Consider the following 13,065-nt stretch of genomic DNA (forward strand, 5'->3'; position numbering starts at 1 on the left):
CCGACTCTGGATCAACGAAACGACGCGCAGACCTCCCGCACGCAGGCTCGCAGCCAGCGCTGCGCCGGATCGCCATCGAGCCGCGGATGCCAGAGCATCGAAATGGTGACCTCCTCGATATCGACCGGCAACGGGAAGCTGTACATGCCTGCGCGCGCGCCCAGCGTGTGCCGTTCGGGGACGCTGGCGATCAGATCGGAGGCGCGCGCCATGGCGAGCGTGGCCGAGAAGCTGGAAACCATGCACGCAACCGTCCGCTGGAGACCCAGCAGTTTCAAGGCCTCGTCGATCGGGCCCTTTTCGCGGCCACGCCGCGACACGCTGATGTGGCGACCGGCCGCATAACGTTCCGGGCTCACCGGGCCCTCGCTCAGTTTATGTCCCGTTCGCACCACACCGATGAAGCGGTCGCGAAACAGCGCCTGAATGCGCATTTCAGGGCTCGTCTCACTGGCAACCCCGATTTCGAGATCAATCGCCGCGTCGCGCAACGACATGTCGCTCTTGTCGGATTTCGGCGCAAAACGCAGCCGCACGCCGGGCGCATCCGCTTCGACACGGGTCACAAGACGCGGTGCGAACTCCTCGACAAAACTTTCGTTGGCGCGCAGCGTGAAGACCTTGTCGAGAGCGGAGAGGTCGAGGGGCCTGGCCGGACGCAGCAGCGCTTCCGCATCCTGCACGACGCGGCCCACTTGCTGCTGCAATTCGAGGGCGCGCGGTGTCGCAACCAGGCCACGGCCAGCCCGAACCAGCAATGGGTCGCCTGTCGCCTGGCGCAACCGCGCCAACGTCCGGCTCATCGCCGAGGGACTGAGGCGCAGCCGCCCGGCCGCGCGCGCCACACTGCCCTCGGTCAGCAGCACATCGAGGGCGACAAGCAGATTGAGATCTGGCGACGACATGGAACGACCATAGCACAGCTCGGCGTGATGTGGCGTTTTATGCATGAATAAGATGCAAATACTGCGCCTTCCGCCACATCATGCGAGGGAATAGTCTCCGACAGCTCCGATTTGGGGCTGACGGCAAAGGAGTTCACCTTGGCATCGACCGCTGAAAAGACCTGGGACAAAGTTGCCCCGGTGAGCGCACGCTCGACCCGATGGGCATTGGCAAGCCTGTCGCTTTCAACGCTGCTGTCGTCGCTCGCCACCAGCATCGCCAGCGTCGGGCTGCCATCGCTGATGCAAGCGTTCGGCGCATCGTTCCAGCTCGTGCAATGGGTCGTCCTTGCCTATCTGCTCGCCATCACCACCTTGATCGTCAGCGCCGGGCGGCTCGCCGATATATTCGGCCGCCGCCCGCTATTGCTCGGCGGCATTGCCCTGTTCACCTTCGCATCCGTGCTCTGCGGGCTTGCCCCGACGCTCTGGCTGCTGATCGCCGCACGGGCGGCACAGGGGCTCGGCGCGGCTGTCATGATGGCTCTGACGCTGGCCTTTGTCGCGGACACGGTCCCCCGGGGAAAAACCGGCAGCGCCATGGGCCTGCTCGGCGCCATGTCGGCGATCGGCACCACGCTTGGCCCCTCGCTTGGCGGATTGCTGATCGCCGGCCTCGGCTGGCGCGCGATCTTCCTCATCAATCTGCCGTTGGGGGCGCTGGCCTTCGCGCTCGCCTGGCGCGTCCTGCCGGCCGGAAAAAAGACGCCAGATCGGCGCGGTTTCGACGGGATCGGCACGGCCTTACTTGCTCTGACGCTGGCCGCCTATGCGCTCGCCATGACGCTTGGGCGCGGCAGTTTTGGTTTCCTCAATGCCGGTTTGCTGATTGCCGCCGCCGTGGCTGGCCTGCTGTTCGTCATTGCGCAGACAAGGACCGAGAACCCTTTGATTCAACCTGCGAGGTTCCGCGATCAGGCGTTGAACGCAAGCCTCGCCATGAACCTGATCGTCGCCACCGTCATGATGGCGACGCTGGTGGTCGCGCCGTTCTATCTGTCGCGTGCGCTCGGACTGGACGCAGCCATGGTCGGGCTGGTTCTGTCGACCGGCCCTCTGGTTACCGCACTGGCGGCGCTGCCGGCCGGACGCCTGGTCGATCGTTTCGGGGCGCACCGGATCACGATCGTCGGCCTGTTCGATCTCGCTATTGGTACTTTTGCTCTGTCGCGGGCGGAATTCGGTATTGCCGGCTATATCGTGCCGATCATCATCGTCTGCACCGGCTACAGCCTGTTTCAGACCTCCAACAATTCAGCCGTGATGACCGGCGTGGCACCCGACCAGCGCGGCGTCGTCTCCGGCCTTCTCAATCTGTCGCGCAATCTCGGCCTGATCACCGGTGCGTCGGTGATGGGCGCGGTGTTTGCCTTCGCATCGGCTGCCGGAAGCGAAGGAACTGGCTTGGCCATATTAGCACCTGCGGCAGCCGCACGAGGGATGCAGGTCACTTTCCAGGTGGCGACGGCCCTGGTAGTGGCGGCGCTGATCCTTTCGACTATTTCTGGTCGCCGCGGCCAGCGCGCTTAGCTGAGCCGCCGGCGACGAACTCCAGCATCAGTTCAGCAGCCTTGAGCGCATGCGTCTCCAGGAGGAAATGTCCTGCGTCGAAGACGTGAGCCTCCATCCGGGGAAGATCCACAAGCCAGGATTGAACCTCTGCAATGTCGAAGAAGGCATCGTGGCGACCCCAAAGAAGCATCGCTCGGGGCTGATGCTTCGCCAGATAATCAGCCACCTCCCCGAACCGGTCGACATATCGGCCGTAGTCGGCAATGAGCGCCTTCTGCAGATCAAGTCGTCCCGGCAGGCACATGACCCGCCAGTCTTCAATCCAACCACCTGGATCGATCTGCGCCGCGATCTCGCCGGGCAGGCCGGCGACATACTGGTCGCGGGTTCCCTCGAGGGTCAGATGGGCGGTGGCGGCCTGCTCATTCGCCGCATTCGGCGCAGCCCAGAAGTCCAATGTGTCTGCCCATTGCGGACCAAAACCGGAGCGGTGGGCATTGGCATTCTGGATAACGAGGCCTTCGACGAGTTCCGGCGCGCGCATGGCGAGATGAAGCGCTACCGGGGTTCCGAAATCATGCAGATAAAGAAACCTGCGGCCAACGTTGAGACGCGAGAGCAGCTCTTCAATCGCGCCGGCCAGCATGTCGAACGATGGCTCGGGCGGCAGATCGGACGCGCCGAAGCCCGGCAGGTCAGGCGCCACGACATAGGCGCTGCCGGAGAGCGGCGCGATCACGTCGCGAAACGTCCGCGAAGAGCTAGGAAAGCCGTGCAGCAGCACGAGCGCGGGCTTGGAAGCGTCACCAGCCGTCCGGACGGCCACCTCGCCGCCGGAGGACAAAACTATCTTCTGGACCCCAGGCACCAAAATCATCCCTTTTTCCGCCACGCCGACGTGAGGCCACCTCGCGCCTTGTGCCACTCTGGCCGACTCGGCACCTCGAGACGTCATTCCGCCAGGTCGGCAGCTCTTGGTATCAATTGGACGCGATTGTATCGAGTCAAGAGTGTGCTGGCGCACCTATTTTGCATATCTCTTGGCACCGACGACGCAAAGCACGACGGCGGCGGTGACGGCGATCATGGCGGGACTGACCTGCTCATGCAGCAGCGCTGCCGCCAGCCCAAGGCCGAAGAAAGGCTGCAGCAGTTGCAACTGCCCGACCGCGGCGATGCCGCCTTGCGCCAGGCCGCGATACCAGAACACGAAACCGATCAGCATGCTGAACAGCGAAACATAGGCCAAGCCTATCCATGCGCCCCTGCCGGCACTTTCGAGCGACGGCGGCATGGTGATGAACGTCAGCGCCAGCATGACCGGCAGCGACAGCACCAGCGCCCACGAAATCACCTGCCAACCGCCGAGTTTGCGCGACAGCGCCGCTCCCTCCGCATAGCCCAATCCGCACACGATGATGGCGGCCAGCATCAGGATGTCGCCGAGCGGCGAGACCGACAGGCCTTGCGTGACTGCAAAACCGGCAACAAGGGCGCTGCCGAGGCAGGAGAACAGCCAGAACGCCGGCTTCGGGCGATCGCCGCCTCGAACCACGCCGAAGATCGCGGTCGCCAACGGCAACAGGCCGACGAAAATGATGGAGTGAGCCGACGTGATGTGCTTGAGCGCCAGCGCCGTCAGCAGGGGAAAGCCGACCACGACGCCAAGCGCCACGATCGCCAGCGGGAACAGATCTCGCCGCTCCGGGCGCTTCTGGCGAAAGAGAAGCAGCAGCCCCAGGCCGAGGATGCCCGCCGAAGCCGCACGGGCGACCGTTACGAACACCGGATCGAAATCCATCACCGCCACGCGCGTCGCCGGCAGCGAACCGCTGAAGATCAGCACGCCGATGAACCCGTTGACCCAGCCACTTGCCGCCCAACTGCTCGCCGCCCAGCTACTCGCCGCCTTGTCCATAGATGCCCCGCTGATTTCGCCCTCTATCGGGCCGTGCGTATGGCTCCGCCAGAGACAATCAGGTACAGTTTGACAAAACTGTCATGGTGGGGCGAGCAGTACGGATGGACGAGCAGACGACAACAGATGAAGGCAGCCGGACGCTTGTCGAAAGCGTCATGGCGACGATCAGGCACAGGATCGCCTCGCGCGGCCTGACACCGGGAATGCGGCTGCCTTCGATCCGGGCTTTCGCCAAGGCCATGCAGGTTTCCAAATCCACCGTGGTCGAAGCCTATGAACGTCTTGCGGCGGAAGGCATGATCCGCTCGCGGCCAGGCTCGGGCTTCTATGCCGCCGGACCGCTGGCTCCGCTGTCGCTGGCCGAGATCGGCCCCAGGCTTGACCGTGCTGTCGACCCGCTCTGGGTCTCGCGCCAATCGCTGGAAGCCGGCGACGGCGTCCTGAAACCGGGTTGCGGCTGGTTGCCGGCGTCATGGATGCCCGAGGCCGGATTGCGTCGCGCGCTGCGGACGATGGCCCGCGCCGACGACGCAGCGCTGACCGATTACGGCACGCCGCTCGGGTTGCCGGCGTTGCGACACCTGCTGGCGCGGCGCATGGCCGAGCACGGCATCGAAGCGTCCCCGGAACAGATCATGCTGACGGCATCGGGCACTCAGGCGATCGACCTGCTGTGCCGGTTCCTGCTCGAACCGGGTGACACGGTGTTGGTTGACGATCCCTGCTATTTCAACTTCCATGCCCTGTTGCGCGCCCATCAGGCCAAGGTGATCAGCGTCCCCTACACGCGCTCGGGGCCGGACATCGAACTGTTCGCGCAGGCGCTGAACGAGCACCGGCCGCGCCTCTACATCACCAATTCGGCGCTCCATAATCCGACCGGCGCGATATTGTCCCCGGTCGTTGCCCATCGGGTGCTGAAGCTCGCCGATCAGTCGGGGCTGACGATCATCGAGGACGATATCTTCGCCGATTTCGAACACACGCCCGCCCCCAGGCTGGCGGCCTTCGACGGCCTCAGCCGGGTCATCCATATCGGAAGCTTTTCCAAGACGCTGTCGGCATCGGTGCGCTGCGGCTTCATCGCCGCTCCTCGCGACTGGATGGAAGGTTTGACCGATCTCAAGATTGCCACATCCTTTGGCAGCGGGCGACTTGCATCCGAACTGGTGCTGACGCTGCTGAAGGACGGCCTCTATCGCAAGCACGTCGATCTGCTGCGCGCGCGGCTCTCGCGCGCCATGGAAGAAACCGGCACTCGGCTCAGAGCAATCGGCATCGTGCCGTGGATAGATCAGCCGGCCGGCATGTTTTTATGGTGCAGGCTGCCGGAGGAAATAGATGCCGCGGACGTCGCCCGTCACGCTTTGTCGGCCAACGTCGTGCTTGCGCCCGGCAATGCGTTCAGCCTGTCCCTTTCGGCCAGCCGTTACATGCGCTTCAACGTCGCCCAATCGGGCGACGACCGGATTTTCAGGGCGCTTGAAGAGGCGATGTCGCGTTGATTGCGCTGCCGGAAGCCTGCTGGCCTGAGGCTGTGCCCTCAGGCCCCTGCCCGCTTGCGGCGTGCATAAAGCATGACGAGCGTCTCGGCGGTCAGCGCCGGCTTTTGCTCGCCTTCGATCTCGACTGTATTGGCGGCCTTCATCAAATACTGCCCCGGACCTTTGTCTTCCATCGACAACAGCGTGGTGCGCAGCCTGATTCGCGAGCCGACCCTGACCGGCGCCACGAAACGCACTTTGTCGAAACCGTAATTGAACGCGGCCTGCGTGTTTTCGGGCACGATGCCCATCTCGAGCGCCAGCGCGCCGATGATCGACAGGGTCAGATAGCCATGCGCGATCGTCGTTCGGAACGGGCTTTGCCGCTTCGCCCGTTCGGGATCGACATGGATCCATTGATGATCGCCAGTGCATTGGGCAAACTGGTCGATGCGGTGCTGATCGACCAACGTCCAGTCCGAAACGCCCAACTCCTGCCCGGCCATCGCCCTGAGTTGCTCGAAGGTCGGCGGCGTCCTCGGCCGTATCTGCGTCATTCCTGCTTTCCCGATCGCTTGCCTGTTCCGGACCACGACCGGCCCCCCGTGTCAATTCGCCAGTGCGATTCCAGCCCGTAATCTTCGGCCGCGAACCGCCGGTCTTCGCTGCCGGCAAGCGTGCTGCCGGGGAACAGCTTACCCCTTATGATGGCCGGCGCGGATCTCCTCCATCGCCTCCTTGATGCGGCTGCGCAGGATTTCGATCGATTCGGTGCCGGACGCCCTCGCCAGTTCGGCCATCTCGCCGGCATTCTTCAGCACGGTCTCGAAGGATTTCCTGGCGAACGCCGCCTGCTTCTGCATCATTTCCTGCGGAGTGCCGGGCGCTCGGTAGTTTTGTGCCATGTCGGTGATTTCGCGCAGTGTGTCCTGCAGCATCTCGCGTTGCCTTGACAACAGCGCCGACGCTCCGGCGGCACTCGCCCGGGCCGACTTCTCCAGCGCTTCCAGATTCCTGGCGTGGTGGGCGAGGATCGCCTCGACGTCGACATTCGGCAGCTTCAGGTCGCGGCCGAACTTGCCGAACATGTCGATGAAGGACTCAGACTCCGGTCGTTTTGCCATGCTGGTTCTCTCCCCCTGTTGCCGTGAACGCCGCCACTGCACCGAAGATAGTGCAGCGAAGCTCAGCGGTCCATTCGGACGAGTCAGCCGACGAGAAACAGCCGTTCGGCGATGTAGAGCACGAGCCCGGCGAGGCCACCGATGATCATGCCGTTGAAGCGGATATATTGCAGGTCCTTGCCGATGTTCATTTCTATAAGCCTTGTCAGTTGCGCGAGGTCCCAGCGCTTGACCTGGTCGGCGATGAACTTCGACACGCCGCTTTTCTGGCTTTCGACGAAGGAGGCCAGCGCCACGATGAAGCCCTGGTTCATGTCGGCCCTGATCTGCGCGTCGTCGGCAAGATGGCGGCCGACCTCGACGAACATGGTGGCGAGATGGTCGCGGATCATCGAATTCGGCGCCTTGGCGTCCTGTTCGATGAACAGCCGCAGGCTGTCCCACATATCGCCGGCCAACGCGCTGAGCTCCGGCCGGGCAAGGAAATCGCGCTTCAGCTTTTCGGCGCGCCTGGCATATTGTTTGGATGTCCTCAACCGCTCGACGAAGGTTTCGACGAAAAGGTCGAATTCGGCTCGCATCGGGTGGTGCGGATCGGCCCGCACCTCATCGAGCAGCGAGCCGGCCGACGCAACGATCTTCTTCAACAGATAGGCGTCGGCGCGAAACAGGTTGAACAGCGACGGCAGTTCCTCGCGGATCTTCTCGCGCATCGTCGCCAGCGCCTGCTCGTCGCTCAGGAAGCGGCCGACCACCTTGGTGAACTCGTCGAATAATTTCTGGTGGCGGCGATCGTCGGTCAGCGCCGACAGCAGCTCGGCGGCAAGCGGCGCCAGCGGTACCTTCTCGATCTGCTCCAGCATGCGGCTGGTGACGAATCCGCGCAGCCCGGATTGCTCGACCGCTGCCAGCGTCTGCGGCACCAGCCGGCCAACGAAACGCGACAAATCGGCGGCGCGGTTCGGGTCGGCCAGCCAGTCCGCGACCAGCGCCGAAAAGTCCACCTCGGCGAGCTTTTCGCGCACCGGTTCCGGCGCCAGGAAATTGACCTCGATGAAGCGGCCGAGATTGTCGGCGATGCGGTTCTGGTTTTCCGGGATGATGGCCGTATGCGGGATTGGCAGGCCAAGCGGCCGCCGAAACAGCGCCACCACCGCATACCAGTCGGCCAGCCCGCCGATCGTCGCCGCCTCGGCGAAAGCGGCGACGAAGCCCAGCCACGCATGCCGGCTCTCGAGCGATTTCGCCACCGCAAAGACCAGCACGCAAAACGCAAGTGCTGCGGCGGCAACGAACTTGGTGCGCCTGAGCGCCGAAAGCTTGGCATCGGCATCGAACCGGGCGGACGCGACAGATGCAAATGCCGGGGCTGGTCGAGACATGATGGGCCGCTCCTGATCGTGTATGCGAACTTATCTAGTGCCGCCTGCCCCGGAAAGCGCGCCGCTGGTTTCAGCGCGCGCAATCGTGCACGCAAACTTGAGGCCGAAATTCATCTATTATGCAGCGCCAGTCTGGAATTGTTCCAAACTATAGGCCATATTGACGCCAACCACTGCTATGTGAGGACACGATGCGGCTTACCCGTCAGACAAACTACGCCATGCGCATTCTGATGTATTGCGCCGCCAACACCGAACGGTTGAGCCGCATCCCCGAGATCGCTGCCGCCTATTCGGTATCGGAACTTTTCCTGTTCAAGATCCTGCAGCCGCTGGTCGAGCACGGGCTGATCGAAACGGTGCGCGGCAGGAATGGCGGCGTCAGGCTCGGCCGTGCGGCCGAATCAATCAGCCTGTTCGATGTCGTGCGGGTGACTGAGGAAAGCTTTGCCATGGCCGAGTGCTTCGAGAACGATGCCGCCGAATGCCCGCTGGTCGACAGCTGCGCCTTGAATTCGGCATTGCGCGAAGCGCTCAACGCCTTCTTCGCGGTACTGTCGCGCTACACGATCGCCGATCTGGTGGCGGCGCGCCCGAATGTGCGGCACCTGCTCGGCATCGACATGCTGGTGCAAAGGGCGCCGGCCGCTTGAGTTCTCTGATTGCCTAAGCCGCCGATTGCGGCAGTACGAACGGCATGTTTGCCGCCGGCAACACGCCGACCTTCAGCCGGCAATCGAAGACCTTTTCGATCAGCTCGTCGCTGAGCACCTGTTGCGGCGAACCTTTAGCGGCAAGCCTGCCGTGATGCATGACCAAAATCCGGTCGGCATACATCGCCGTCAAATTGAGGTCGTGCAGGATGGCGACCACGCCGCCGCCGCGTCTGGCGAAATCGCGAGCGATGTCCATGATGATTAGCTGGTGCTTGATGTCGAGGCTGGACACCGGCTCGTCGAGGAACAGATAGCGCGGCTTGCCGTCGAGCACCGGCGCCCAGACCTGGCACAGAACGCGGGCAAGCTGCACGCGCTGCTGTTCGCCGCCGGATAGCTCCTGGTAGAAGCGGCCGGCAAAACCCTCGAGGTCGACGCGAGCCAGCGCCCGTTCGGGCAGGCGCTGGTCCTCGCCGGGCAAGGCGCCGGAGCGCCCGCCGACCAGGCCTAGCCTGACGATCTCGCGCACGGTGAACGGGAAGGACAGCGTCGTCGCCTGCGGCAGCACTGCACGGACCGTCGCCGCCTCGACCGGCTTCATCGCCGATAGATTGCGGCCGTTGACGGTGACCTCTCCCGAATAGCCAAGATCGCCGGACATTGCTCTGAGGAAGGTCGTCTTGCCCGAACCGTTGGGGCCGACAATGGCCGCGATTTCGCCCGGCCGCGCCTCGAAATCGACATTGGCGACAATGCGCTTGCCGCCGATCGCCACCGAGACATCGCGCGCTTCGATCATAAAAACCCTCTTAGAGACTGTTTCGAAATTCGCTCTGGCGAGTCATATGGTGGTGGTTTCGAGAACCGGAGCGGAGCGGACATTTGGGTCCGTGAGCACCGGAAGCGCAGAAAAACGCCATCAGATGGCCGCCAGAGTAGAGTTTCCAAACAGTCTCTCACAGGTCGATGACGCCGCGCTTACGCAGCAGTATCCACAGGAAGAACGGTGCGCCGGCGACCGCGGTGACGATGCCGATCGGCAATTCGGCCGGGGCGACGATGGTGCGGGCGACGGCGTCGGCCAAAAGCAGCAGCGCCGCACCAAGCAGTGCCGATGCAGGCAGCAGATAGCGGTTGTCCGGGCCAATCAGCAAACGCAGCAAATGCGGTACGACGATACCGACGAAGCCGATGCCGCCGCTGACCGCGACGGAGGCGCCGACCGCTGCCGAGACGCCGATGATGGCGGTGTATTTCAGCCGCTGCACCGGGATGCCGAGATGGCCGGCGGTGGCCTCGCCAAGCGCCAGCGCGTTGAGGCCGCGCGCCAGGAACGGCATTGCCGCCAGCGCCAGCACGATGACCGGCCCGACCGAGCCGATCTTCTGCCAGGTTGCGCCGCCCAGCGAACCGAGCTGCCAGAAGGTCAGGTCGCGCAATTGCCGGTCGTCGGCCATGAAGATCAGGATGCCGGTCAGCGCCATGGCAAGCGCCGCCAGCGCGATGCCGGCGAGCAGCATGGTGGCGACCGAGGTCCGGCCTTGTCGTGTCGCGACCCGATAGAGCAGCAATGTCGTCGCCAGCCCGCCGCAGAACGCAGCCAGCGGCAGAGCCAGCGTGCCGAGCGCCGAAGTTAGCGGCGCCAGCATGGTCGAACCAAGCACGATGACGGCGACCGCACCGAGGCTCGATCCAGCCGAAACGCCGATCAGGCCGGGGTCGGCCAGCGGATTGCGGAACAACCCCTGCATGACGGCACCGGAGACGGCAAGCGATGCACCGATCAGCACGCCCAGAATGATGCGCGGCAGACGGATGTCATGGATGATCAGGCGGTCGCGGGCGCTCAACGCCGCGTCGCCGGGCAACGCGCCGAACAGCCAGTTGTGCATGACACCGATGGCCGAGGCATCGGACGCGCCGGAGGTCAGCGACAACAGCACGGCGATAACCAGCCCGACGCAGAGTAGCACGATGACGAGGCAGGCACGCCGCGAACGGTCACCTGCCGTCGCCATGATGCCCGTCGCACCGGCGATCGAATGATCGGCCATCGCGCTCAATCCGCGACCTGGCTGCCATAGAGCGAGACGGCGAGATCATGGATGGCGTCGGCCGTGCGCGGGCCGAAGCCGAGCAGATAGCCGCCGTCCATGCGGATCAGCTTGCGGGCGGCACCCGCCGGCGTCGAAGCCACGGCAGGGTTCGAAAACAATTCGTCATCCGCGGTGGCCGGCCCGGCATTGTTCATCATCAGGATCACGTCGGGCCTGGCGGTGATGACTGCCTCGTCCGACAATTGCTTGTAGCCGGCAAAGCCATCGATGGCGTTGATGCCGCCCGACAGCTTGATGATGCCGTCGGCGGCGGTGTCGCTGCCGGCGGCAAGCAGCCTGCCGCCCTGGATCGACAGCACGAACAGGATGCGCTTGCGCTCCTTGATCGAGGCGGTCTGCTTTTCAGCTGCCTTCAGCTTGGCGTCTGTCTGGGCCGCCAGCGCATCGGCCTTGGCCTCGGTGCCGAGCGCCTTGCCGACGATGTGGATCTTTTCGAGAATGCCTTGATTATCATAGCGCTCGGGCACCTCGATGAACGGTATGCTTGATTTCTTCAAGACGTCGACGGCTTCCTTCGGTCCGCTGCCGTGCAGGGCCAATATGCCCGACGGATTGACCGACAGCACACCCTCCGGCGAAAGCTGGCGCATGTAGCCGACATCAGGCAGCTTGAGCGCCGCCTCGGGGTAACGGCTGGTCGAATCGCGGGCAACCAGCCGATCCTGCTCGCCGAGCGCGTAGACGATCTCGGTGATCGAGCCACCAATAGCCACGATCCTCGAGCGACCGGCGAAAGTCGCGATGCCCTCGGCGGCTTGAGCCGTCATCAGCGTGGCGAATGCCAAGAAAACGGCGGCCGCAGGACCAAGCGCCGGCCTGGAGACCGATGCCAGCCTGGAGACAAGAACCATCGTCGTTTTTCCTCAGGCTGCGGTCGGGCTTGGGATACGCGGCAGGTTTTCGGCCAGAAAGCGCCAGTCTTCGCGCTCGCTTTCGCCTTCGTGCCGCTTCCCGAAGAACTGGATGATCATCTTGCCGTCGGCGCCATAGACTTCCAGCGACGTGACATGGCCGTCCTTGGTCGGCTTGCGCACGGCCCAGACCTCATCGATGTGGTCGGTCCGCAGGTGCAGATGGAAGGTCTCGTCGAGCACGTTGAGCCATGGTCCCATCGGCTTGATCGAGGCGACGGGGCCGGAATGGATCTGGATGCAGCCGCGATTGCCGACAAAGCACATGATCGGAATGGCGCCGGCAGCGGCGTGGTTGAACATGGCGTTCACTACATCCTTGTCCACCAGCCAGGCGTAGTCCTGGCCGACCATGCGCACCGCCTGTCGGCGGTTGATCTTCAGTGTCTTCAGCATGCCGAAGAACTGGTGCACGTCGGTCAACTGGCTCCAGCGGTTGCGCAGATCGTCGACGCTCGCCGAATTGTCCGCAGTCTCGGTCTCGTCAGCCGTGCCCGCTGAAATCGCCACCGTCGGCTCCTGGTTCGGCGATTCCAGCCCGGCCACCAGTTTCTGATAGGCGTAGAGGTTGGAGGCTGGCCTGAGATGCACCTTGTGTACCGCCTCGCCTGCGGTGTCGAAGAACTGCAGGCTGCGGCGGATGTCGGCGCCATCGCGCTTTTCCACGGCAAAGCCGTGCGCCCAGACTTTCGGGAAGATGCGCAGGTCGATGTTTTCGCCGAGCACCATGGCATTGTGATTGCCGGTGACGACCTTGTCGTAGACGCCAATCTTCTCGTGCACCGCGCTTTCGTTGCGGGTCAGCGCCATCACCTCACCGACAGCTTCGAGGCCAGTCAAGAGGTCGTTGACACGCGGCTCGACGCGCACGACCCCGTCGCCGCAATGCGCGGCGACCAGTTCGGCCTCCGAAATCCTCAGCTGGGCGGCGAGCTCACGCTCGCGCATCTTCGGATTGTCTGCCCGTGCCCGCCGGATCTCGTGCGGGGCGGGTTTTACGCGCTGGTCCATTTC

Annotated in this window: 13 protein-coding genes; 3 read left to right on the forward strand and 10 right to left on the reverse strand. The window is 63.9% G+C overall.

All coding sequences use genetic code 11. The features are described 5' to 3' along the window. Nucleotides 1-11: 11 nt before the first annotated feature. Nucleotides 12-905, reverse strand: a complete 894-nt coding sequence (locus tag NKI63_RS10540) for a LysR family transcriptional regulator (protein WP_352505868.1) — start codon at nucleotides 903-905, stop codon at nucleotides 12-14. A gap of 138 nt (nucleotides 906-1,043) precedes the next feature. Here NKI63_RS10540 and NKI63_RS10545 point away from each other — a divergent pair, with 138 nt between their 5' ends. Continuing rightward, a complete protein-coding gene (locus tag NKI63_RS10545; RefSeq protein ID WP_502896038.1) occupies nucleotides 1,044-2,474 on the forward strand; it encodes an MFS transporter in 1,431 nt (476 codons plus the stop codon). On the opposite strand, the gene NKI63_RS10550 is transcribed toward NKI63_RS10545, so the two are convergent. Together NKI63_RS10550 and NKI63_RS10555 are read right to left on the reverse strand one after the other, a co-directional pair. Continuing rightward, nucleotides 2,443-3,480, reverse strand: coding sequence for an alpha/beta fold hydrolase (locus NKI63_RS10550; RefSeq protein WP_352821365.1), 1,038 nt, complete (start codon nucleotides 3,478-3,480; stop codon nucleotides 2,443-2,445). The genes NKI63_RS10545 and NKI63_RS10550 overlap by 32 nt on opposite strands. Further along, entirely contained in the window at nucleotides 3,481-4,374 is an 894-nt protein-coding gene (locus tag NKI63_RS10555; protein WP_352505800.1) for a DMT family transporter, read from the reverse strand. A 104-nt stretch (nucleotides 4,375-4,478) separates the two neighbouring features. Here NKI63_RS10555 and NKI63_RS10560 point away from each other — a divergent pair, with 104 nt between their 5' ends. Then, nucleotides 4,479-5,882 (forward strand): aminotransferase-like domain-containing protein, encoded by a 1,404-nt coding sequence (locus NKI63_RS10560; RefSeq protein WP_352505799.1) that lies wholly within the window; start codon nucleotides 4,479-4,481, stop codon nucleotides 5,880-5,882. Nucleotides 5,883-5,920: 38 nt separating this feature from the next. Here NKI63_RS10560 and NKI63_RS10565 read toward each other — a convergent pair whose 3' ends face one another. From NKI63_RS10565 to NKI63_RS10575, 3 genes are all read right to left on the reverse strand, one after another. Continuing rightward, nucleotides 5,921-6,418, reverse strand: a complete 498-nt coding sequence (locus NKI63_RS10565) for a MaoC family dehydratase (RefSeq protein WP_352505798.1) — start codon at nucleotides 6,416-6,418, stop codon at nucleotides 5,921-5,923. Between the two features lie 138 nt (nucleotides 6,419-6,556). Continuing rightward, nucleotides 6,557-6,985, reverse strand: a complete 429-nt coding sequence (locus NKI63_RS10570; RefSeq protein ID WP_352505797.1) for a phasin family protein — start codon at nucleotides 6,983-6,985, stop codon at nucleotides 6,557-6,559. A gap of 83 nt (nucleotides 6,986-7,068) precedes the next feature. Continuing rightward, complete coding sequence (locus NKI63_RS10575) at nucleotides 7,069-8,367, reverse strand: DUF445 domain-containing protein (protein ID WP_352477666.1); 1,299 nt, start codon at nucleotides 8,365-8,367, stop codon at nucleotides 7,069-7,071. A gap of 191 nt (nucleotides 8,368-8,558) precedes the next feature. Between NKI63_RS10575 and rirA the strand changes: the two genes are divergently transcribed. Further along, nucleotides 8,559-9,020 (forward strand): iron-responsive transcriptional regulator RirA, encoded by a 462-nt coding sequence (rirA, locus tag NKI63_RS10580; protein ID WP_352477664.1) that lies wholly within the window; start codon nucleotides 8,559-8,561, stop codon nucleotides 9,018-9,020. Nucleotides 9,021-9,033: 13 nt separating this feature from the next. On the opposite strand, the gene NKI63_RS10585 is transcribed toward rirA, so the two are convergent. The 4 genes from NKI63_RS10585 to NKI63_RS10600 all read right to left on the reverse strand — a co-directional run bounded on the left by NKI63_RS10585 (nucleotide 9,034) and on the right by NKI63_RS10600 (nucleotide 13,062). Further along, the gene (locus tag NKI63_RS10585; protein ID WP_352505796.1) at nucleotides 9,034-9,822 is read right to left on the reverse strand and encodes a heme ABC transporter ATP-binding protein; all 789 of its coding nucleotides are present in this window, start codon (nucleotides 9,820-9,822) and stop codon (nucleotides 9,034-9,036) included. 157 nt (nucleotides 9,823-9,979) lie between these two features. Further along, entirely contained in the window at nucleotides 9,980-11,077 is a 1,098-nt protein-coding gene (locus tag NKI63_RS10590; protein ID WP_352505795.1) for a FecCD family ABC transporter permease, read from the reverse strand. Nucleotides 11,078-11,082: 5 nt separating this feature from the next. After that, complete coding sequence (locus tag NKI63_RS10595) at nucleotides 11,083-11,991, reverse strand: heme/hemin ABC transporter substrate-binding protein (RefSeq protein ID WP_352505794.1); 909 nt, start codon at nucleotides 11,989-11,991, stop codon at nucleotides 11,083-11,085. A 12-nt stretch (nucleotides 11,992-12,003) separates the two neighbouring features. Beyond that, on the reverse strand, nucleotides 12,004-13,062 hold the full coding sequence (locus tag NKI63_RS10600; protein ID WP_352688203.1) for a hemin-degrading factor: 1,059 nt from the start codon (nucleotides 13,060-13,062) through the stop codon (nucleotides 12,004-12,006). Nucleotides 13,063-13,065 lie beyond the last annotated feature (3 nt).

The organism is Mesorhizobium sp. M0410 (assembly GCF_040321435.1).
Classification (GTDB): Bacteria; Pseudomonadota; Alphaproteobacteria; order Rhizobiales; family Rhizobiaceae; genus Mesorhizobium.